Here is a 24,915-nt window from a genome sequence, read left to right as displayed (position 1 = left end):
TTTTTGGTCTTAGTTGTTTAAAATAGAGATGTTGGCACCAATAGTAAACACACGTGGCTGCGCATAATATCCATTATCTACACCTGCTGCTAAGGGATTCCATGAACCTATCTCAGGATCGTAACCGTTATATTTTGTAATTGTAAATACGTTGGTTACCTGGGCATACAGGCGCAAGTTTTTCAGGTGGATTTTAGATAAAAGGCTCTCTTTAAAATTATATCCCAGCGTAATGCTTTTACACCTTATAAAAGAACCATCTTCGATATATTTGCTCGAAAAACGTTGGTTGTCGTTACCGCTGGACTGACTGATTCTGGTGATACTGGTTTCGGGATTGGTAATATATACGTTGTTGATATCAGCAGCAGAACCGGCAGGATTAATTAACCCGATGCGGGCAAAATCTCCCACATTTCTAAAGTATCCAAAATTCTGATTCGGGTTTTCGGCATCTACCCTTACCTGGTTATAAAGTTTATTGCCATAATTGCCGGCCATAAAAATATTTAGGTCGAAGTTTTTATAATTAAAGCTGTTGTTTATTCCAAACTGGAATTTCGGAATTGGCGAGCCTAGATAAACCTGGTCGCTTTCATCGATCACGCCATCGTTATTTTGATCCTTAAATATAACATCACCTACCCATACGCCTCCTGAACCATTGGTAATTGGTATTGGAAGACCTCCTTTTTGCGGCAAGGCAGGATACTTTTTAAAATCTTCTGCATTTTTATAGGTACCAAGCGCTTCATAACCATAATATTCCCCAATCGATCGGCCCACAGTTGATTTGGTAATTGCCGTGTTACCTGCATAACCATATAGTGCCGCAGCATCGGTATTTAAGGTGAGGATTTTATTGTTGTTACGGGAAAATGTCAGATTACTTCTCCAGTTGAAGTTTTTAGATTTAATATTATGGGTGGTTACGGAAAATTCAATTCCTTTATTACTCACAGAACCGATATTGATATAAGGAGACTGGATCGATCCCGGGGCATAGCCTGTAGCATCAACCATACCTGAATATAATGGTAAGGTGAGGCTTAACAATAAGTTATCCGTTCTTTTATAATATGCATCTATCGAAAAGTCGACCCTTCTGTTCAGTATACTTACATCCAAACCGGTATTATATCCTTTTGTTGTTTCCCATTTTACATCGGGATTACCACTGGTAGCAATCAACTGCGAATTACCCGATAATGATGTTGCTACAGTCATTAAAGTTGAGCCGTAGGCATAATCACGAATATTTTGATTATTCTGCAAACCATATCCGATCCTAAGTTTCAGATCATCGATCGCTTTTACGTCTTTAAGAAATTTTTCCTGTTTTATTTTCCAGGCGAATGCACCAGAATAAGTGGTCACCCATCTGTTATCAGCAGCAAATTTGGATGACCCATCATTGCGGACGTTAAGCGTAACGTTATACTTATCATCGTATTTAAAATCAATACGACCGAAATAGGACTCTCCAGCTGTTTGTCCTTTATCGCCAGAGTTGGTTGCCGTTGTGGCATCACCCCCATTTATGGCCTGTACATTATTGCTGGGAAAATTTGTTCTCTTTGCCGATACGTTTTCATAATCCCACAGTTTAGACTCGTGCCCAACCATTGCATTCAGGTTATATTTGTTGGCAAAAGAATGCGAATAGGTTAGGTAATTGGTAAGGGAATAAAATGTATTTTTTCCGCTAAAATAAGTTGCCGAATTAGAGGTTTTGGTGTAAGCGCCCATCGTATAAATAGGATCAAACTGATCTTCGGTAGCCGTTGTAAAATTCCCTGAGATCTCATTGCGCAGGGTAAGTCCTTTGGCAAACTGAATTTCTGCATAAGCATTTCCGAATAATTCGTAACGGTTCTTAAGGTCTTTTACGATTTTCGCCAAAGCAAATGGATTGAATCCGGTAGCGCCATAAATATTGGGATCATTGCCACCCCAGGTACCATCTGGATTTATTACGTTTACATCCGGCGTTTGGTTTAACGCTTGTCTGATTACACCTGACCCAGATGTAGTTACATTTTCTTTTACATTGGCCAATTGCAGGCTCACCCCCATTTTTAACCAATCGGTTGTTTTGTTATCCAGATTCAATCGGCTGGAGATCCTTCTGAAATCAGATCCCAAAGCAATTCCATCCTGAGAAAAATAAGTTCCTGAAAGATAATATTTCGTTCTGGCATCACCTCCGGTAAGGGCCACATTATGATTTTGCATGAGTGCGGTCCTGAATAAGGCTTTTTGCCAATCAGTTCCCACGCCCAGGTATGCCGGATTTGCAAACTGCGGTCTGAGATCATAACCGATGATTGCAGCCTTGTCATTCATAAAGGTTGCATATTCCTTAAGGTTCATTACTTCATAGTATTTGGGCAGCGCCTGGGCACCTGCATAACCATCGTAGCTCACTACCGGAGGACCAGAAACCCCTCGTTTAGTAGTGATGATTACCACACCGTTGGTTGCCTGTGCACCATAAATAGCGGTAGCTGAAGCATCCTTCAAAATATCTATTGAAGCGATTTCGGATGGATTGATACTGGATAATGGATTTGTACCCTTATCTCCGGTTGAAGGCAAGATCTGAAGACCATCTACTACATATAAAGGAGGATTATTACTAAAGCCCGATAGTCCGCGGATCTGAACAGAAACACCTCCACCTGGCTGGCCGGAAATCTGTTGAACCACAACACCGGGAACTTTTCCCTGCAGTGCCTGATCAACAGTTGTTGGCTGTGTTCTAAGGAGTTCCTTGCCAGAAATCGAAGATATAGATCCCGTAAGATCACCCCTGGACTTATCACCATAGCCAATAACAACAACTTCATCCAGTTTAGTAGATTCGATCCTTAAGGTAACATTGATGACACTACCATCACCGATCATTATTTCCTGTGATTGAAAACCGATCATTTTGAAAACGAGTACATCTCCAGTATTTGCCCTTATAGAATACTGTCCCTGTTCATTTGTTGATACAGCCGTGTTCTTAGCCTTGAGCAGCACGGTGGCTCCGCGCAATGGTGCGGGATTGTCGTTCCCCACGATCTTTCCTGTAATCTGCCTCTCCTGGGCATAACCTTTTAAGTGCAGAAGCACTAAGAAAATTACCACCAGCAAAAAAGCCGGTAATTTCCGAATAGAAATTGTTTGGTTCATATTTGGTTTATTTTGGTTTGTTTCGCCCCTTATTAAGCAGCAGCCCTTAGAACAGCAAACGTAGATGAGTTTATTCTTCCGTGATCACTGATCTTAATTGCCTGCCATTAACAAGTGGCTTTGAATAGTCAAATATAGTTTCAAGTCAAACTGACGAATGCCTCAAATGATACAAAGAAGGATATTTTTGTTACATAACTATCGATTGTATTTTGATAAGAAAGCTAAACAAAAAACCTGTTAAGCGCTGAAAAACAGACAAATAACTAAAAAACAAGATAATTTTGCCTTATAAAAACATCGCTCCCTTATGTAACATTTTATCAATTTTTAGGCTTTATCCTGAAATGATTATGTTAACTAAAGTCAAATACATCCCCTAAACCATTTATGTTTTAACGGATAATTGTAAGCAACCCTTGCCTGTAAAATACTAAAATTAACAGGCAACATTTGTTACCTATTTAGTAACATATATGCCCCGTGTACAAATTACCTATAGTTACTTTTAATTGTTGGCATGCAGATTCTATAAACCCATGCACCGGCACTTAATTTATAATCAGCGTGATTGCTGGTTCGAATTAATATTGCCTCCGTTGCAGGTTTATCAGCTTCAGCCTACTAATAAATCATATCTAACCAAAAAAACAAATTATGAGCATGAAAATCATCAACCTAACAAGGCTGTTAGAACCAACAAGACTGCGGCTCTGGCTAATGTCGAAAAGTACGTGGCCCGTCAGTGTACCGACAATCGGAAACCGAAAAAACACAATATCAACCGATGGTAACAAACTGCTTTCCTGTATTAACTCAGTAAAAAAAGAAGGCTAACCGCATCACTTGCACCGATGGTTTCCTATCCGATCAATAAAAAAACCATCTGTAAAAAAGCTAGTCGCTTAACCTATTATTAGCTGTTATTGGATCGAATATCAATCTAATTCAGTTTACTAACCAAATCATCTACAAAAATATGAGAACCTTAAAATATCTTTTGGGCATCTTCCTGTTTCTTTTAGTAACAAGATGCCAAAAGCCCGAAGTTGCCGTTCCAGAATCGGATACAACTAATAAAACAACTGCCAGGGCCTTAACCGCAACCAGTTATCCAAGTTATAATCTATCACCTCTTCCACCCGACCAATCAGGAGTAAACAGCACGGCGATGCAGCTTTCGGCAAAATTCAAACTGGGCTGGAATATAGGCAACACACTTGAGGCAATTGGTGGTGAAACAAACTGGGGCAATCCTATGGTTAGCCAGGCGCTTATTGATCAGGTGAAAAGAAGCGGTTTTACTGCCGTTAGGATCCCTTGCTCATGGAACCAATACATGGCCAACAGTGCTACAGCAGAACTTCAGCAATCATGGCTAAATAGGGTAAAGCAAGTGGTGCAATACTGTGTTAACGATGGCCTGTATGTAATCTTAAATATCCATTGGGACGGAGGCTGGCTGGAGAACAACTGCACCACAGCCCAACAGGCCCAGGTTAATGCATTACAAAAAGCCTTTTGGGAACAGATTGCTACGCAGATGCGTGATTTTGACGAACATGTTATGTTTGCCAGTGCTAATGAACCTGCGGTATCAGATGCTACCGGAATGGGCGTTCTGCTTTCCTATCATCAAACCTTTGTAAATGCGGTCAGATCAACTGGTGGCCGAAATAGTTACAGGGTGTTGGTTATCCAGGGACCTACAACCAGCATTGAATACACCAATAATTTAATGAATACCCTACCCACCGATCCTGCAGCCAATCGCCTGATGGTTGAAGTACACCATTATACGCCCTTTAATTTTGCCGGTCTTACCCAGGATGTAAGTTGGGGCAATATGTTTTATTATTGGGGAGATGGCTATCATTCTACTACTGATGCTTCACGGAATGCCACTTTTGGCGAAGAATCAAATGCCGGAGCAGATTTTTCGCTGATGAAGACCAAATATATTGATAAGGGCATTCCGGTTATTTTGGGAGAATATGGAGCAATCCGGCGGTCGACAACGCTTTCTGGAGATGCGTTGACACTGCATCTGGCCAGCAGGGCATACTATATCAATCATGTTACCCATCAGGCACTCTTAAACGGCTTACTTCCATTTTATTTCGACGATGGATCAAGTGGAAACAATGCATTCAGAATCATTGACAGGCAGACAAATGGAGTTGCTGATCAGCAAGGCCTTGCCGCGGTGGTGCAGGGCGCGCAAAATAACACAACCTCAACCATCCAGGTGGGACAGGTTTACCAGATTGTAAACAGATACAGTTTTAAGGCATTGGAGATTGGAGGATGGGGTACTGCCAATCAAACACCCGCTCAGCAATGGGCTTATGTAGCGGGGGCAAACCAGCAGTTCAAGGTGGAAGATGTGGGAGGTGGATATTACAGGTTAACACCAATGCATGCCACCGGAAAGTGTTTAGAAATTAATGGCTGGAGTACTGCTGATGGCGGCCAGGCAGCTTTATGGGATTACAGTGGCGGTGCAAATCAAAAATGGTCAATTCAGATTACCACTAATGGATATTATAGGATCATTAATGTAAATAGCGGAAAGGCTTTGGATATTAATGGATCTTCACTCAACAACGGTGGCACAGCTGTTCAATGGTCTTACAGTGGTGGACGTAACCAGCAGTGGGCATTTTTAAAAATATAAACCTTACGAGCCAATAATCTGATACAGTTGCTCAGCAATGGTGCTTTTTTACCATGTGCCGTATGATGAAGCGGTGCGGGCAACAAGACATTGGCTAACAAATATGAAACTCCCGGATAAAAAGATTATCCGGGAGTTTAAGAAAGTACAGGTGAGTGATTCGGCGGGTAACATATCCACCGGCCTGTATATTCTCAAAGAGCATTTCCTTTTGATAATAAACAGGTTAACTTTAAAATTCTTTACTTTTTTTCATTTAGTTTATCTTTCAATAATAATTTTATTTCTTGTAAATCATTGTTCATGGTATCCATCTTCTTTTGTTGATTATTGATCTGGTGATCTTTTTCGATTAAATGAAGTGTAAGTTCTTCTACCTTTTTTAACAACATTTTATTCATTTCGCCTAATGAAATGCCTTGACTTTCCACTATTGCTGCACTTGGCATTTCAGGAAGATGTTTTTCTGATTTTATATAAGCTTCGAGCGAATCAAGTGGCATGATGGCATACTTATCTCCAAAAACATAGTCTGGCCAATTGGTAGCCTCAACTTTTATTTCTCTCGCCCTGATATTCCCATTAACGGATAATCTTTCGTTCGGGGTAAGCGTACCCATCCCAATATTACCATTGTTAACCACCAGCCAATCGTTCATAAAACTCAATTCAGGACGGCCGGAAAATGATGGGGATAACTTAATCAACTGCTCTTCTTGATCTGCCTGGTTTGTTCCCACAATATCGAGATCAATTGCACTACCCCTATCGGTAGTTTTGAACTTCCATCGGTAGCTGTTCTCATAATTGGCCGATAGAATGAGATTTGTAGCTGAGGGTGAGCTGCCATAAATATGGAGTTCGTTATTGTTAAACGAATTGGTATTGATACCAAGCCCAGGTATGCTAAATGTACCCGAAGAGATCAATCTATTTCCAAAAATTGAAAATCTTAAAGAAAAATCCTCAGTACCACCATCACTTTCATGAAAATCGATATATTTCCCTAATTCAGATACACCATCACCGCCAATATATATTGACTTATTCCAGTTCTGTGCCCCTGCCGCTGTAAAAGCTAAGCATAAAATCAACGTAGTCGAAATTTTAGTTATTTTATTTCTCATTTCTATTTTTTCTTTAGGTTTTTGTTTTCCTCTTCTAAGGCAGTCATTTTTTTATCCAGGTTAATTACATGAAGGGTAAGTTCTTCTATTTTCTTTAAAAGTAACCTGTTCATTTCGCCCAGCTGAACGCCGTCTTTTTCTATTTCAGCTGCAGAAGGTATTTCGGGAAGATGCTTGTTTGCTTTGATATACTTTTCAACTTCCTTTAAGGATGGCAATTTGTACTCTTCCTTGAAAACAAAATCAGGCCAATTGGTGGCTTCTACCTTAATTTCTTTGGCACGGATGTTTCCGTTAACAGAAAGCCTTTCTCTAGGAGATATTGTGCCAATACCCACATTACCTGAGCCATCTATCCTCAGCTGTTCGGTATTATTATTAGTAGAAAAAGTAATAAAACCACCAAATTGACTCGATCCACGGTAAAAATTGATGGAGCTGTTGGTTACCCCATAGAAATTATGTTCAATAGAAAACCCCTTACCTGAGTATGCAGCGTTCTGAGTTTCATAGCCCCTAACACCAAGAAAAGTACCGCTACCTTCATTGTTACCCTCAGTCATACGGCCAAACACCATACCCAGGTTTCCACCATCCAATGTTTGCCCCATATCAAATAATGCCTGAGGATTATAGGTTCCAAGACCTAACTTTCCTTTGATATAAGTATTGCCGGAACCTCCTTCAATAGTTAAAAGCGGCTGAAGATTCGTTGACCAAAAACTAAACTGACGACTTTCGTGCATGTGTATCCCAAAGCCACTCCTGGCAACACCGCTAGTAGATGGTGAAGTTTTAATAAGTCCTTCATCCCAACCTGCAGCGATATCCCGCTGCCAAATAACTTTGGGCCATTCAAAGTTTTCTGTATTAGTGAAATCTCCAAGTACTTGTTGGGAAAAAACTGCAGAAGAGCAGCTCATAAATACTAATGCTAGTGATAAAAATTTAATCTTCATGGTTTGGCTTGAGTTAATCTATAATTAATGCTCAAGCTATCACCTATCAGCAAAAAAGAGAAATCTTTTTGACGAACGTGCGATATCGAGTGACGAACGTATGTTTTGGAGTGATGACTTTATTTCACGATGTCATTACCAAGCTTATTAAAATGCTTTATTTTAGAAAAAACCTTCCAAGTTAATGCACAAATATGAAATTGAAAAAATGATGTATTAAATTTTGTTGAAAGCAGCCCCTAATTCAACCGGGCTTATTAAAACGAAGCCCAGCATTTCTGTTGGGCTTTGTTATGTACTTTACTTTTATCTTAATAACGCACTAAGATAAATTGAGAGGCTTTATACGCTAATCTCCTTTCACTTTTGTTTTTCAATAAGGTTAATAATCTCTACTTGTGTTTAACAAGTATAAAATCACCACGATAACCTTTCCCAGTTATGAAAATAGTATCATGTCTGATTTTTTTTATCTAAAAAACAAACATCACAAATCTTAAAGGTACTGTCTTTTTTATTAAAACTCCATGTCCCTTTACCCGAACTTTCCAGATTTAATAATGATGGACTACCTTTTTTATTTTCATCCAATGAAGAAAGTGGTTGAGACGAACCATCATTATAAAAGATCCATTGAAGCGTGCTAAAAGAATATATCCCATCATCAAGCAGTTTTTTCTGTATCCAATAGCTATTGTCATTTTTATGTTCTAGCACTTTTACGATCTCATTTTTTCTTTCACAAGAACAAAATGAGATAATTATTATATATAGTACTATTTTTCTCATCTATTCGGAAGGTTTTTTACAAAATGGACGAGATTTGTAATCCCGTCCAAAGAGTCGAGATTTATTATTTGTATTTTAAAATATATAGCTCCTTCGGAAATTTTCTATCAAAATAATATATCTCTTTCAATTTCACATTCCGCGAAATTATTAAGAATGCTTTTCCATTAATATTGATGTGATAAGCATCTGTAATGCTAGCTTGAATTATTGGTTTAATATTATAGAGCTGCATAAACTTCCTGGATTTTGCAATTTCAACATTAGAGAATTCCAAATAACCAAGTGGTTTCCATATTGCAATTTTATCAAATTGATTTTCATTAAAAAATTCGCGAAATTCTATTAAATATCTTTTCCCTTTGAAATGAATTACACTATCTGTTTCTAAAACATAGTACTGATCTGGAATTTTATTGGCCTTGATTTTTTCCAGTACATTGATTTTATCCTGTGAACTTGCAATCTGAGTACAGAAAACAAATAACACCATTAATTTAATTAATTTTTTCATGGGCGAACAATCTACTTTTAGGAATTTCTGTGCGTTTTTCAACTATTATATCGATTCTGCCTTTATCAGTCTGACTCTTATCTGCCTGATTAACAATTTTTTCTATAAAACTTCTGGGCTCAAAGTTCTATGGATTAGTCTTGAGATTATCAAGATTACAATACTAAAACAAGTTTCAGATCCCTACAAGCAAAGGTTCCTAACGGTCTTATACCACTTCCCAATATGCAATATAACACAAGATGCAGGTGTGAAAAAATGATATATCAAATTATTGAATCCATAATTGTAAGTAAAATATCTCCTCACCTACTCCGCCACTGAATCCTGAACCCTCCAATTATGGGGTCACAAAACCTCGTTCCATAATCATATTAGGCTTAGTGCCACAAAAGCCTGGCACTAAGGCCAGGCTAAAGTATAATTTTTTAAGCATAAGACATCCACTCGCGCTAATCCTAACGCATAGACTTGCGCTAGTGAGGGAAAGGGGTTAATCAAATTGGTTTATCCAAACTAGTTAGAACGTCAAGTCTAAATTGTTCAATAAATATTAGAATAAAGGAGGGTAGTTAACAAATCGTATCCTCCTACTTATTGCCGTTAAAACTAAATAGCTTAAATATGAAATTCATATACACTGCGTAGGTAAAACAAACTGTGTCATCAGTTTATTCAGAAAAGGATCATTCCTTTTGATTTAGCTTGATTAGATCAATTTTCTGGTTTTATCCATATTTTTTTTTGTTCCTCACCAAGATGTACAGCTGAATCAACCGCATCCAAGATCTGACTTTTCCGATATTTATTTATAACCCCATATCCTGGCTGTGGGATAAAAAACACCCCATCTTTCTTTTTAAAAATATCGTTTCCGTTTTTTCCCACTAATTTAAGACTGCCTTTATAAAGCTTGTACAAACCGTATTTCATGCTAGAGAAATTCAAAGCCGAGTCTTTAATAACATAATCCCCATAATTAGTTTCCTTTACAGTCTTACCATTTAAATAAAAATTGATATAGCCATTTGTTTCTTTGATGAACTCCCCTTTGCTATTTTCAGATTCCAACCCCAAAAGTATCTTAGACATTCCAGGCAGCGTATCCGAAAGCTTGCCATTTTTAACGGAAAACCAACCCCAGTTTGTTTTACCATAGGGTTCAACCTCGGCAATAAACTCTTTAGAAATCCTTTTACCATATTTGCCCGTCCCTATCATTTCATACAATATTGTTCTTCCTCCACTATGTGTCAGTACTCCATAGTGGAGGGAAAAATCATCAAATCCGCTGTGACGAACAACCTGAACAATGTGTAAATCCCTTGCGGTATAGGACTCTAAAGTATCTAGTTCATCCTCTTTACCAATGTCAGCCTTAATTAAGAGTAAACGGTTATCGATATTATGGCATCCACAGATCAAAAAAAACAAAAAGAATGTGCATAAAATTTTAATCATTTTACAATCTTGCATACCTTATCTGATTACCTTCCTTACTCTGCTATCTCTGCTGTAGGTATTCGATGAAGAAAATCCCAGCGAATAATCGAAATAACCCCTCGCTATTGCCTCTCTATGATTCATCTGATTAGAAAAAGTCTTACTATCCTTAAAAGTATAATCATAAACATTGTATAATTCTGCTCCCAGAAGCGCATCACTGACACTTATTTCCGCTTTGTTGGACGAATTTATTCTGCTCATACTCGCCCCCCATAAATAATTTAACGCTTCATGGTTGTTCATATATATTCCATTTAAATTAATTAACTCTCCCGCTTTGAATTTACTTTTAAAGTCCAATTTACCCCTATTTGACTCTAGGGCAACATCGATATAACCGTCCACACTATTCAAAGCCGTATTGATTATTGATGCCTGTTTATTGCGGGTAAAACTTTCGTTAAAAGTACCATTGAAACTTGCGCCCCCTGGTTTACCACTTCTCTCATTTTCCCTAGGATCGCCTGTAATCGATTCGACACTCAGAACCCTTCGTGCTGATCTAACATCAGATAATTTAGTTGTTCCCCCTTCTCGGTCAGTTTCAGCTATTTTTTGCTGTTCAGCCTTGTTAGAGACATGATACAAACGTTTGTCAGCTATCCCATCTGTTCCTATTTTATTTCCTTTGTCATTTAAAAAATCACCCCAGAACATACCATCTGGATCGGTAAATCTGACCGGATTGTTCCGTCCATAATTGTATGACGACCAAGATCTATCTGCTTCTGACAAAGGATCAATTACATTCCACCTGCCTATAACCGGGTCGTAGAACCTTGCGCCGTAATCATATTGTCCCAAACCATCCTGTAACTCTTTGGCATTATAAAGATAATTATTTTTATCTCCAAATAGATATCCTCCAGGTTTTACAAGTCCGAATGCATAGTATTCATTTTCTTGTACTACCCTGGCTACATTATTCCCCTGATCGTCTATGGTTACCCTAACATTACCTAAATGATCGCTTAAATTGTGTTCATAGCTATAGCTCTGGGTATTGCCAATCCTCACAGCTCGACCTGTTTCTGTTGCAATAAATTTTAAAACTCCATCCTCATAATGAATTCCATCAACATAATCTCGATTTATCCCCCCCATAAATGATTTCAATTTAGCACCAAGAGCATCATAGGTATAATTTGCCGTTACTGCACCAGATATTGATATTGGAAGATTTAAATGATTATATGTCCAGGTAGCTGTGCCTCCTTTGGTACCATCGGTACGCACATTACCATTAAGGTCATAACCATAACTTCCGTTTAATCCACCACTAACATGATCCAGTACGTTGCTCTGATTGGTGTTCTGATAAGTATATACTATGGGATTGCCATTGCCAGCTCTTTCCAGATTGATAATATTACCCATTACATCATATGCAATGGTTTCGTTTAATAGTATACCATTACTATGTACGGAACTAACTAGCCTATTCAGTTTATCATACCCATACTTAAAGTATTGTGCACCGCTGTGGTTACCATTGTAGCGCTGTGCCGAAATGTTGCCATTGTAGTTTGCTTGCGGCGCATTAGGAATATCTGCTAAATCAGTAGCTGTATATTTAAGTTCCTCTTTAAATTTCCCCGATTCCGCCTTATTTAGCCAGCCACGTTCATTATAGGTGAATAGCGTGCTTTGTAAAAACGAATCATCAATAATACTGGCTTTAAATACTGATCCTTCTTTGGCAATAAAACCATCACTTAAAGTAATACTTTTACTTGCGGTAACGATCCGGGTTTGCCCTGGCTCTACTATGTCTGCAGCATCAAGAACCACATGTTGCACAAGAGATTGTGGTGTAGCACTTTTACCGTAAATATTTTTGGTTTTCAATTGTCCGATCTCATCATATTCGAGCATATTCAAAACAACCTGTCCTTGTTTATTTATATTTTCCTTAGTACTGATCTTTCTACCCATATGATCGTAAGTATAAACATCTTCGATAGTTGTGGTTATCCCTTTAGCAATATGGGTACGGGTGCTGGAAACCAATTCGCCCGGAAAATTATATTCTTGATCAACCTGATCCGTACCCCCTAAATGGTTTGTGGCTTTTGTTTGCACAATACGCCCTTCAATATCATAGTAGTTAACGGTCATATCCATAACACTGGTGCCAAGATTTTTCACTTTGGTACCGGTTAACAAACTCTTGATCCTTTCACCAGAAGCCTGGTCACCTGAAGCAGCACCAAAAATATTATCTGGAAAAACATAATCATCGTAATAATTTACCGTTAAGATATCCAAACCTGAGCGTGGGAAAGAGAGGTTATTATAATCTGATCCTGGTAGACGTGTTTCATACAAAACTGTTTCATTTACCAAGTCGGTTTGCAACTGTGCAGCTGTTCTGGTATCGGTATAAAGACCAGTAATGACTACCCTGCCAAAAGCATCGTATTTTATACATAAATATTGTTTTTTTTCCTCTTGGTTCGCATCCTGGGTCATGATCAATTGGTCGAGTTTATTGTATACCATATATTCCCAACCTTTACCCGGTATTTTTTTCTTTACTAGACGTTTTAAGCCGTCATAATGATATCCATATATAAAATGCTGGAATGCAGGAAGTGATTCATTAAAGTTATCAATCATATTCTGTCCATTCTCATTTACAGCAGGAGGTAAAACATATCGTAAACCACCTAAATCATCATAAACGTAGTAGGTATCTAAACTGGTAGAATTATCTTTCCAGCCACGCTTCAATACTATCTTACCTTCAAAATCCTTAAACTCCTCAGTCGTATTTTCATGTCCGCTTATCCAATTTTCATTCTTGATTATTGATTTATATAGTTTACCCGCGTCATAAAAAGTTGTTCCAACAGCGCCATCATTATTAACCTGCCAGAAACGGACTTCATTTGTACCATTGGTACTATATTCCATTTTTATGGTGTGACTGGCAGCTGGTTGCCAATCATCACCCGGAGCGCCCTGTTGCTCAATCCTATTTAAAGGACTCGGTTCGAAAACACTTACACTAAAAGGGTTTTGTGTCGCTTTTATACTGGATAAACTATTTTGATTTGTATAAAAATCCAATTGTGCGGAGAGGGCATTCGTTCTAAAGCCACCATTATTACTGGTTGTACTATATGGTTGATATTTTATATTTTCCCGTCCGAAGGCATCATAAGTAAAAGGCTGTATAAGATCATTCTTAGCCGGACTGCCCATAACGGAAACAGTTTGGACTGGCCTACCTATGCCATCCATATACTGAACGCTTTGGTTTTCATCTTCAACAGACCTGATGTTACCTATATTAACTTCATTAACACCTGCTTTTTTAAAAGTTCTGGTTAATATAAAGTTATTCTCTCTACTTAAGTTTTCAGTAGCTTGGCCTATTATATTCTGCCTTGAAACTTGAATTTTTAACTGTCCAACATAAGTGCCATTATCATATTGTTTTGTAGCTTTAATTGTGTGACTTCCATTAGTTAAACTGCTTAAATCTATTGAGGTAGCAGGAATATTGTCAAAAGTAAATGTAACTCCTGCTATTGCTGGAGTAAAAAAAGTCGAAATTGAAATATTGCCAGATCCGACCGTAATTTCCTGTAGTTTATCAATACCAACAAAATCTGGTGCCTCTACTTTAATTGTAAAAGTGTTGTATCTTAATGCATCATACGGAGTAGTTGTATGATTATTGGGTTTTCGACCCGAAAAAGTAACAAATTGATAAACAGGGGTCGTTTTGCCATTAGAAGCTCGATTAGGCACATATTTAAAAGTGCCATCACCTGCAAAAAAATTATTAGAACTACTATTACCCCAATCAGTAAGTGAGTACCACGCATTTCTATCACTATACCTACTTCCGCTACCTTGGTATCTTCTTCCCATTGTCTGAAAAATTGCCGCTGGCCCAACATCTTTTCCCGGAGAGACATACATTATTTTGTTAGTATATGTTGGCACTTCATCCCAAAAATATGGGCCTAAATCGCTACTCAAATAGAACATACCATTTGGAGCTAATGTTACTTGACCTTTAGAGAGAAAAGGTATTAAAAGTAAAAAAAATATAAAGTATTTTATTGTGGTGTTTGTAAATTTCATAAAACTATGATTTAGCGTGTAATTAATCAGCAGAAATATTTTAGTTTGTTATTCTGATGCCAAAAGGACGGGTTGGGATACTTAGCTGGTTGCAATCAACCATCTGCCCGGCATAGTTATAACAATAACTTTTAATAATATTCTTATGCTGATCTCTCACATAAGCCAGTCTTTGAAAACCATCATATTCATAATAAGTACTCAATCCCTTAATATCTGTCATACTCAAAACTCCTACTAGAGGTTTGTGCGTATAGGAGATCATTTGAGTGTAAGGCAGCGCGCTTTTTAGAGGTGCTAAAAAGGAATCAACCGCAATTTTATCAGGGTTGACAGTGCTGCTAAAAGATAAAAGTGCATCATCTCCTCCTAAAGCGGATTTTATAGTTGTAAAGTCATTACCAACAATTTTTGCAATTGGATACTGAGATTTATAACTCCATAAATAAACCTCCTTTAAAGCAGAATTTCCATCTTGCTTCTCTAAAATATTTCCATAAGCATCATACCTGTAAAAACTTGTCTTAGTTTGCAATGGGCCAGAACCAAGCTGTACCTCAACATTCTTAGGATATATACCACTGAAATCAAATTGATCAAAATTAGTGCGGGTCAATTTTGTTTGTATGTTATTTACACTATTTATTTCTTCAATAACAGGCGCTATTAAATTCCGGCTTACCATTTCTTGGTAAATACTTGATGAAGGGAAGTCATAAGGATATTTATAATCAACTGAACTGGTTTGATTATTACTATTTAAAATGCTCTCTTTCTTTATTAATTTAGAATTGACATCATATTCAAAATTTTGAGTACTGGTTATTATATTTCCAGCATGCAAATCATTCGTTACCACACTGATTAATAAAGGATTATGCGTATACACATTATTTGTATAGTTTTCGTTTAATAATACATAGTTAACAAATATGAGCATGTCTCCAGACGAAATGGCGTCAGGAATTGGAGGCAAAAACGAAATTGAGGTTAAATGTTCCGTGTTATTATAATCGTAATGATAAATTTTTTCATGTAATTTATTTTTGTCTTTATTATAGTATTCCTCTTTTTTTAACAAACCATTTCTTAGGGTATAAAAATTATTTAATTCCTGCACGTCCCACCCATTATTGATTGGACCGGCTGGAATTAAGATACTATCATCATTTTCATAATATGATGTTTTAAACCCATTGCCTACCATCTCTTCTGTAACTTCGCTGTATGCGACTAGATTTCCATCATGACCAATTTTTTTAAAATCTGGTTTTAATTGAAAATCCCACACCCACTCACTTATATTCTTCAAATAGTTATCTATAGTACTTGTTTTCCATCTCTGTATACCGCTAGACAAATTACCGTTTAATGAAAAATTCTTAATGTAATGATATTTTTTTTGTGTCAAAATCTGATCAGCATCACTATATTCCGTAATACTCTTCAGCCTTATCCCACCAGAAATGTTATTTGATGAAAGTTGTTCAATCTGGCGATTATCATAATTTAAAATAGAAGAACAAACATTCGGTTCATATTCAAATTTTTGATATCCCTTAGTTTCGAAAATTATTTTTTCAAGAATTTCAGCCTTGCTATAATCAAAATTTGATTGTTTTGAATTGATGAAGTCCGAATTTATTTTATTGTATGTATAATTCTTTGCCTCAACAGAATAATCAAAGAAATTATTTCCATTATAAAATCCCCAAAAATCGTCTTTTTTAGAAGTATACTCAGGCAAATTAATCGGATTATACTCGAACTGAAAAATATTTCTGGGGTTACCAAGATAATCGGATTTTGAAATTGAGGTAAGTCTTAAACGTTTATCTGTTTCATCTCTATAATTAAACAAACAGGAGTCAATCATAGCGTTATTATATGACTTTGTGATTGATTTCAATGCATATAGCTGAGGGGCAATTCTAAGGTCCCCGATTATTGTTCCATCGTTTAATCCAGGATAACTACTACACACTTGAAAAGCATTTCCCATAGCCGCATTTACTCCTGTTGATGATTGTTTATATGCTAAAGCAGAAGCATAAGTGGTAATACTCCCTAATGATGTTGATACCTGATAATTAAACTTTAATTTGTTCCCTATAGTATCATATATACTATCCAGTAAACATTGTTTAACTACGGCCTTTCTTGATAAATTTACATCATATCCGTCTGCAAAAGATTCATTCGCACCAATTTTACCCAATATATTAATAAATGCTTTATCGATTATTTGTTCTTTCACATGATAATCCAGGTAAATGCCTTCTCCATTTGGCATGATAATTTTGGTTAATTTCCAAGTATTAACGGCTGCACCTGGACTATAAAACTTTATTGTGATCGGTTGACCAGAACTTGCAAGTGGCGATACATCCTGCGCAGGATAACTGCATTCAATTGCATTCTTTCCTCCAAAAAAGTATTGAATACCGTTATTATCTGTCAATTTAAAATTTGTTATTGCTCTTGGTAAGGATAAATCATTGATAACTGCGCCATTTTGGATTGTATATTCTACTTTTAACTGAACACCTGATTTACTCATGAATTTTACACCTCCATCAGGACTAAAGAAGAAACTCCCGCTAATTCCATTAAAATTAAAAATAAATTCATCGGGTGCCAGATCTATAATTTTATTATCATAATTAGGCTTAACATAATTATTGATAAAATCCTGTGTATTTCCATTAAAGTTATTTAACAAATTACGTAAGTTTAAATAAGAACCATCATAATCTTCAAAATCTTCTACCGATTGAACTGGAGGGATATAAGCACCGCTCGTAGTATAATAACCTGCTCTATGTGGTGTATATTTAGTCGCCTTTTTTTCATCTGGATAACCATGTACTATTCTTGTAATCTCGCCTCCAAGATTAATATTCCAGCCAATCCCAACAACAGTTGGTCTCTGATCTATTCGTATACCGTTAGAGTGGTAAGATAATTCTATTGGAATTTCTATATTTCTGTGATTAAAAGTTATAACTGGTAAATTAACACCTAAACTACCATTATATTGATTAGAGGCTACATTAACCCCTTTAGTTACAAGTTCAGCACTATTGGGTGATACAGTATTAAATGGACTTGGTATTTTTTGAGAAAATACATTTTGGGAACTAATTAATAATATAACGAATAATTTAAATAATTTCATAATGAGGTTTCGTGTATTTTTTGGTAATTTTTTAAGCGTTTTAGACATTACAATTCGACTATTTTTTTCAATCAAAACCAGCCTTTATTTAAGCTGTCAATTGTGTTTTCATATTTTTTTCAGTTAAAGTATATCGGCCCGATTATGGGCGTGCGAAACTAAATCATAAAAAAGAAATAGTTAAATCTTTTTGACGAACGATGCTTTTCGAGTGATATTCTATGCCTTTTTCTTGATGAACTGATTTTGGCGATTCTTAAAACACCAATTCTTCTATCAAAAAAACTGTAAAAAGATTAATTTTCTTTGCCCACAATTTGCAGTTCGAGTGTAAGTTTATCAGATTTTTCTTCGCTGCCATTTTCTTTCTTTTTCATCAGTTTGGCACCAGAGATCCGGCCTATTCCCTGGCTTTTTTCCAAGGTATCAAGCAACTTAACCATATCGAAGTATTTGCCTTTGAAAATGAATTTCTGTACCACTATACCACGGGCGAGTTCGCTGGTATCTTTTTCTACATTGCCCAAATTAGGACTGAAGTTGATATCTACATTTTTAGCGATGGCCATGGCCGAGATGGATTGCCACAAGCGGTTTTCTCTATCTTCGCGGCGTACTTTATAACCTTTAAGTACCGCTTGATAAAAGGCATGTTTTTTTTCCAGCTGTGGAAAAGCAGCATCAGGCTCCTGCCCGATATGTTCCGTCTGTTTTAATTGCCTGTTGAGTGCAACTGCTGAGATCGCCTTTTCGAAAGAAAATACATAGGCTAGGTAAACGACCATGGCCATTAGCAAAACCATGATCACCTTTTTGTTCTTTGGGCTTAGTTTTTCCAGCATATCAATATTGGATGATTAGGTTAAAAACAAAACTTTCAGACTCGGTATCCTGCTGATAGCGAAGCAGTCTGACTTCTTTTGCCCATTTTTTTTCTTTGAGCAGAAAGATCCAGTTGTTCACAGCCGATAAATTGGAGGTTTCGCCAGTGATTTTGATTGAAGCCAGTACATCCTTATTTTCTGCTGACTCTTTTAAGCGGTCGAATTGTATTTCGTTAAGTGTAAGTGCCTTTGGCTTGCTGCTGCCAATTTCATTGAGCAAAAAGGCGTGACTATAACCACCATTCCAGCCAAGTTTTTCCAATAATACTTTTTGATCTGCAATTTCCTTTTTCAACAGGTCGCTTTGATCTGCTGTAGCTGTAATTGCCCCTACCTGCAGGTTCAGTTTTGCATTTTCTGCATTGTAGTGCGTAAGTGCAAAAAAACTGATCACCAACAATCCTAACAAAGCAAACACAAAAATACCAGCTGTTTTTTTTAGTTTCGAAAATTCAAGAAAATCTCTAAAGCGGTGATCAACCTGCTCATTTTCAACTTTAACTACAGCAAGTTTGTCGTGCAGAAAGAGCTGAAAAGCCAATGCGTAAGGTACCAAAAGCGCTGATGCAAGCTTGGTATCGCCTAGTTTCAGGTTTCCGGTGTTTTGTTCCCCCTCGAGGTAACGATAGCCTATCAGGTGGCCCTCCGGAGAGGTTTCAAATTTATGGCCGTTAGCCGAAAAGCCTTCACCCGTTCCACTAAGCAACTCCCATATAGAAATTACTGGCAATCCACCAAGGCTCAATGCATAAACATTTAGGCCAGATGATTGTAACTTTCCTATAATATCATCTGCCAGGGTTTTCCGGATAATACTTACCCAGGCCAAATCTTCAGCCAAAGCTTCCTGCACATAAAAATCCTTTTTTTCAACAGCAGAAAAAGCTGTTCTAAACAAGTCCGTTTTTTCAGCACCTTTAAGTTGCTTGTGTATAATTCCCTTACCGCTGACTGAGAGCACTACAGGATGTTTACGTGGCAAACGCTCCAACACTTTAACAAGTGTTCCTTCTATGGTGCGGTGTTCCGATGCAGCTATGTTATCACCTTTGCGGGTAATCACAGCATAAATACAGCGGTATGTCTCATTCTGTAAAAGCGTGAGTTCTATCCCCAGTATATGTTCAAAAGGTTCGAACATGTTTAATATAAAATTGTGGGTTTAATAAATACCAGTGTTACCACTTTGTTATTTGATTTTTCACGGCTGCTGAAGAGCCACTTCAATACAGGAATTCTCGAAAGGATTGGTATGCCCGAACCGCTCTCACTACTCTCGGTACGTTCAAGACCACCCAGAACGATCATATCTTCATTTTTTGCCCTGATAATAGAGCTAAACTTACTGGTTGATTTTGGCGGAGGTGCATTTAGCGGCGGGTTGCCTATAAAATCGGATATGTTTACCTTAATGTTTAGGGTAACCTGATCATCGCCCGAAACTACTGGCCTGATATCTATTTCCAGGTTGGCATTTACCTCGGTAAACTGCTCGGTTACAACCGTTTGTGCATTAAGTGAAGGGATTACATTTTGTGTTCTCTGGCTGTAATACCTTGAACTTCCGATACTTAAATTGGCAGAGTGGCCATTGAGGGTTGAAAGTTTCGGAACCGAGCGGATATCTACATTATTATTGTTTTCTAATGCACTAAGTTTGACGTAAAAGTTCGGGGTTACCCTACCCAGGTTTACCGCACCATTTCTACCGAGTTTGGAAAGAAAATTGTTGATGGAATTTGCCCCAAAAGTATAATCGATGCCCGGCAATATCGTACCTCCCGTCCGAACGCTATCCGAAACCCCGGCCGAAATACCTGTTTTAACAGATTTACCTTTTCTAACATCAACCAATGTTACTTCGATCAGTACCATAGGTACCACCCGGTCAATCTGTTTAATGTAATTCTCGATTTCATTTACCTGAGGGGAAGATCCTGAAAGCAACAAGGTGTTCTGTTCGCGGAATTCTTTAATCTCTACACCCCTCTTCCACTCATTTGGAATCATCATCTGGATGGTATCCAACGAGCGGTGCTGCAGTTGCACAATTCGATTTGCCCGCAGGCCTTCTAATTTACGGTCACCGATCAGGTAAACACCTCCATCTTTTTTAAAGGTATATTCGGTACCCTGAAGTAAAGCGGTGAGAAAAGTATCATAACCGATACCGCTCAGCCTGGTACTCACCGTACCTTTAATGTCTGAATAAATAAAGTAATTGGCACCCACCTCGCTCGAAGCCGATTTTATAAGGTCTAATATAGGTGTATTTAGGGCATCAACACTTACAGTACGGTTGCCCTGTGCATCTTTTTTCCCGTTTAAGCTGAAGTTAGAAGGACCGCTTTGTGCAGCGCCCTTATTGCCCCGTTTTACAGCGGTTGCATTATCGCCGTTCACATAAAGCTCTTCTCCTTCGCCTAGAGATTGGAAAATAAAAACCCCATCATTGGTTTTGTTCATTTTGAGCTCGTTGGCATAAGCCAGTTTTTCTAACGCAACCTCAAAAGGTGCAGCGGCGATAAAACCACTTACTTTTTTACCCATCAGTGCTACCGGAACCACCACATTCTTCTGCGAAAGCTGACTGATTTTTTTGGCTACCTGGCTCAGCGTATCGTTATTGAGTTCAAAACCCAGGTATTCATTCGATGCATTATAGTTTACCCGGAAATCTTTCGGTACTACAGCAGGCTTTGGTACCTGTACTTTCGTAACCGACATAATCGATCCGATGAGATTGATATCCAGATCGTATTCTTTTGCCATGAACAATATCACGTTCATGGCCGTTTCGTTACGGAAATTGGTATAAACCTTAAAATTGAGCTGAGGATCGATATTGATGTTCAAATTGTTCGATTGCGCCAGGGCCCTTAAAAACTCCTGCGCAGAAGCGCCCGACATGGACAGTTGAACGGGCTGGTTTAATCCCGGCACCGTTACCGAGAGGTTCCTTAAGCGTTCTTCAATTGCCTTTAGGCGGTCTGCTGTAGTGGTAACCTGTGCTGATACCGTTAAACCCGACAGGCTTAAGAGCAAAAGGGCCATGCCGATCAGCACATTTAATACGTTTTTATTGTTCATTTAGATAGCGAGTAATAAAGGGTAAATTTCTTCCATGGAGGTGAGTCCATCGGCAAACAGGGCAAAAGCATTTTTAGAAAGTGTACTGATTTCTTTCTCTTCAAGTATCGTTTCAATGGCCATATTTCCTTTTCTGATTTCCTGAGAGAGGTCTGCATCAATCGGGATCACTTCGTACACAGCCTTTCTTCCACTATAACCTGTATAGTAACAGTGTGAGCAGCCTGTGGCAACAAAATGCGAGGTAACTTTCTCTGGCGGTCTAAACTGCCTCGGATAAAGCCCTTCAGTAACGGTTTCTTCTTTTTTGCATTTAGGGCAGAGCAACCTCACCAGCCTTTGGGCAACAGTTGTATTGAGTGTATTGGCCACCAGAAAGCCTGGTATGCCCATATCCATCAAACGGGATACGGTTCCCCATGCCGAATTGGTGTGAATGGTCGACAGCACCAGGTGGCCGGTAAGCGCAGCCCTTATGGCCATATTTGCTGTTTCGGGATCACGGATCTCTCCTACCATGATCACATCCGGATCCTGCCTTAAAAAGGTACGCAGGGTGGCCGCGAAACCAAGCCCGATATTTTCTCTCAACTGTACCTGGTTTACGCCCTCAAGTGTATACTCTATCGGGTCTTCTATCGTGAGAATATTTCTTGTACTTTTATTTAAAAGCTTTAACGTAGCATAAAGTGTTGTTGTTTTTCCCGATCCTGTAGGCCCGCTGATCAGAATAATGCCATTCGGGCGCTGAACGCCTTCCATGTAATTACGCATATCCTGTTCTGATAAGCCCAAGGTACTCAGATCAATATCGGTACTGCTATTGTTCAATAGCCTGAGCACGATTTTTTCGCCGTAAAGGGTAGGCAGTACCGAAACCCTGATATCAAAAGAAGTAAAACGTGCAGAGCTGAATTGGATCCTTCCATCCTGAGGCAAACGTTTTTCGGCAATATCGAGGTTGGCCATGATCTTGATTTTGTTGATCAATGCCGGATAGTCTTTCTTTTCTATCTGGTACCGTTCAATCATCATCCCATCTATCCTTACCCTAACCCTCGAGCGTTTTTCGAAAGTTTCGATATGGATATCACTGCTTTTCAATCGCCTGGCTTCTTCAATTAAAACATTTAAAAAATCATCACCTGCAGTAATTACCGAAACTTCTTTTTCAGCACTTCCTTTTGATACATCGCCCAGATAATGTTTGGAAAGTAATCTGCTGATCTCCTGCTGATCTATAGGCAATAATGATATACCGCAGCCCAGCATCACCTGGAGCTCATCTGTAAGCTGGTTGCTATCGCCAACGCCATCCCAACACAGTACCAGATCGCCATTCACCCCACGTTCTTTTGGGAATACCCGGTACTCCATGGCAAACTCTTTGGATATGAGCCCGAGGATTTCTGGTCTAACTTCCATAACTGAGCAGATTGATTAAGTTCTCGTCTGAAAGCAGGTTTATAACTGGCTTATACCAACTCACCGCCATGAGTATCATTAACAGCAAGGCCTGATAACCTGCCAAAGGAATTTTTTTTCCGTGTGCCTGAGTGTGATGACCAAAAATCGCCGTAAAAAGCACCACCATCATCAAACTTAAAAGATAAAAAAGCACATAGTTTAAAAAGGAAAAACCAAAAGATATGGCCAATAAAAACAATAAGTCGCCAAGGCCAAAAAAACCATTGAATACATTGGTGAGTTTTTTTTGCCTGATCGAAATGTAGGCCGTTAAGGCTAAAAATTGTAGTCCTAAAAAAAGACAACTTTTAACTACCTGCGCAATCATTTCGGAAAAACCAAGTATCTGTACGGTACCGATTGCCAAAAGCAGCAAAAGTATAGGAAACATCCACCAATAAATCCCCCTGTATTTTAAATCCTGATAAAGCATGCCCGCTAACACCATAAAAATCCCCCCCTGCAACAAAAACATTAGTCTGCAACGATTTCTTTTAAGTTTTTATCCTGGTCTATCTGCCAAACATTGTAAGTTCCATCGCCATCAAAATCAGCTACAGCAGTAGCTTTAGCGGTAAAGGTATTATTAGAGGCGGCAGTAATTTCTATTTTGTAGTTCGCTTTGCCATCCTTTGCATCAGAAGTTAGTTTTTCCTGGATAAATCCAATCTCAAGCAGATCTGTCGAATATTTCGAATGTTCGTAAAAATAACTCTGCTCTAGTTTGGCCACATGCTCCAACTGCATTTTTGCCTCTGTAGTTTTTGCTTTCGTAATCAAAGGCATTAGGTTAGGCAGTGCTAAAAGGATCAATATGCCAATAATAGCCAGAACAATCAGAATCTCGGTAAGGGTGTAGGCGTTAAGCTTTTTAGATGTATTTATTTTCATTGTAAACGTTAATTTATTTAGCACATTTTAGGTTAAATGAGATAAGGCTGTAAAATGCAAAGAAATTAATAAATTTCCCAATATTTTTGACGAACGATCGAAATGAAGTGATATTATTGGGTTTTGGCGTGACGAACGTAAATTAAGTTTTTTTAAATTGAAAAGGAAAAGGAGTGTAAAATGAAATATGCTGGCTTACAAAGCTATTAATTAAGCTTCTTATAATGTGTCTTTTTAATGTCTTTAGGTTCAACTGTATTCGCTTAATCATTTTAGGTTATAATCGGTAGAGCAAGGGTGGTCTTGGCGAGACGCTAACAATGCTATTAAGTTAAGCTATTTATATGCTTGGTGCAACCTGCTTTTATTTTGCCGAACTTTAATTCTGGGAAAGCTTCTTGTTGGCTTTACCGCAACTACAGTTTTAGAAATTTGCTCTATTAGCTGTTTAATTATTGTTTTCAGTTTTGATCCCATTACTAACTCAATTAGGCTGTTCCTAACAAATCTGAATGCATTTTGCCAGTTGAAGATATAACCGTATCTTCTTTTATC

The 24,915-nt window shown here is 38.0% G+C and carries 15 protein-coding genes; 1 reads left to right on the top strand and 14 read right to left on the bottom strand.

All coding sequences use genetic code 11. The features are described from left to right. Positions 1-9 precede the first annotated feature (9 nt). Positions 10-3,180, bottom strand: coding sequence for a TonB-dependent receptor (locus LQ227_RS23775; RefSeq protein WP_230146168.1), 3,171 nt, complete (start codon positions 3,178-3,180; stop codon positions 10-12). 979 nt (positions 3,181-4,159) lie between these two features. Between LQ227_RS23775 and LQ227_RS23770 the strand changes: the two genes are divergently transcribed. Continuing rightward, entirely contained in the window at positions 4,160-5,857 is a 1,698-nt protein-coding gene (locus LQ227_RS23770) for a cellulase family glycosylhydrolase (protein ID WP_230151463.1), read from the top strand. 242 nt (positions 5,858-6,099) lie between these two features. Here LQ227_RS23770 and LQ227_RS23765 read toward each other — a convergent pair whose 3' ends face one another. From LQ227_RS23765 to LQ227_RS23705, 13 genes are all read right to left on the bottom strand, one after another. Beyond that, on the bottom strand, positions 6,100-6,984 hold the full coding sequence (locus tag LQ227_RS23765; protein WP_230146166.1) for a hypothetical protein: 885 nt from the start codon (positions 6,982-6,984) through the stop codon (positions 6,100-6,102). A gap of 2 nt (positions 6,985-6,986) precedes the next feature. Beyond that, on the bottom strand, positions 6,987-7,943 hold the full coding sequence (locus LQ227_RS23760) for a hypothetical protein (protein WP_230151460.1): 957 nt from the start codon (positions 7,941-7,943) through the stop codon (positions 6,987-6,989). 453 nt (positions 7,944-8,396) lie between these two features. Beyond that, positions 8,397-8,732, bottom strand: coding sequence for a hypothetical protein (locus LQ227_RS23755; protein ID WP_230151457.1), 336 nt, complete (start codon positions 8,730-8,732; stop codon positions 8,397-8,399). Positions 8,733-8,796: 64 nt separating this feature from the next. Continuing rightward, positions 8,797-9,246 (bottom strand): hypothetical protein, encoded by a 450-nt coding sequence (locus LQ227_RS23750; RefSeq protein WP_230146164.1) that lies wholly within the window; start codon positions 9,244-9,246, stop codon positions 8,797-8,799. A gap of 714 nt (positions 9,247-9,960) precedes the next feature. After that, entirely contained in the window at positions 9,961-10,722 is a 762-nt protein-coding gene (locus tag LQ227_RS23745; RefSeq protein WP_230151454.1) for a hypothetical protein, read from the bottom strand. A gap of 3 nt (positions 10,723-10,725) precedes the next feature. Next, the gene (locus LQ227_RS23740) at positions 10,726-14,850 is read right to left on the bottom strand and encodes a DUF6443 domain-containing protein (RefSeq protein WP_230151453.1); all 4,125 of its coding nucleotides are present in this window, start codon (positions 14,848-14,850) and stop codon (positions 10,726-10,728) included. 40 nt (positions 14,851-14,890) lie between these two features. Next, a complete protein-coding gene (locus LQ227_RS23735; protein WP_230146704.1) occupies positions 14,891-18,076 on the bottom strand; it encodes a hypothetical protein in 3,186 nt (1,061 codons plus the stop codon). A 248-nt stretch (positions 18,077-18,324) separates the two neighbouring features. Beyond that, on the bottom strand, positions 18,325-18,870 hold the full coding sequence (locus LQ227_RS23730) for a hypothetical protein (protein ID WP_230146160.1): 546 nt from the start codon (positions 18,868-18,870) through the stop codon (positions 18,325-18,327). A gap of 1 nt (position 18,871) precedes the next feature. Next, positions 18,872-20,053 carry a hypothetical protein gene (locus LQ227_RS23725; protein WP_230151450.1) on the bottom strand — a complete coding sequence of 394 codons (1,182 nt, stop codon included), beginning with the start codon at positions 20,051-20,053 and terminating at the stop codon, positions 18,872-18,874. Between the two features lie 2 nt (positions 20,054-20,055). Further along, complete coding sequence (locus LQ227_RS23720; protein WP_230146158.1) at positions 20,056-22,002, bottom strand: type II secretion system protein GspD; 1,947 nt, start codon at positions 22,000-22,002, stop codon at positions 20,056-20,058. Further along, positions 22,003-23,427 (bottom strand): GspE/PulE family protein, encoded by a 1,425-nt coding sequence (locus tag LQ227_RS23715; protein WP_230146157.1) that lies wholly within the window; start codon positions 23,425-23,427, stop codon positions 22,003-22,005. Then, positions 23,417-23,944 carry a hypothetical protein gene (locus LQ227_RS23710; RefSeq protein WP_230146156.1) on the bottom strand — a complete coding sequence of 176 codons (528 nt, stop codon included), beginning with the start codon at positions 23,942-23,944 and terminating at the stop codon, positions 23,417-23,419. The genes LQ227_RS23715 and LQ227_RS23710 overlap by 11 nt, the downstream gene beginning before the upstream one ends. Next, entirely contained in the window at positions 23,944-24,360 is a 417-nt protein-coding gene (locus tag LQ227_RS23705) for a type IV pilin protein (protein ID WP_230146155.1), read from the bottom strand. Before LQ227_RS23705 ends, LQ227_RS23710 begins: the two co-directional genes overlap by 1 nt. Between the last annotated feature and the right edge of the window lie 555 nt (positions 24,361-24,915).

It is taken from the genome of Pedobacter sp. Bi27, from assembly GCF_918698255.1.
GTDB lineage: Bacteria > Bacteroidota > Bacteroidia > Sphingobacteriales > Sphingobacteriaceae > Pedobacter.
The sequence above is the reverse complement of the archived record's forward strand: the minus strand, read 5'-3'. Positions and strand labels throughout refer to the sequence as shown.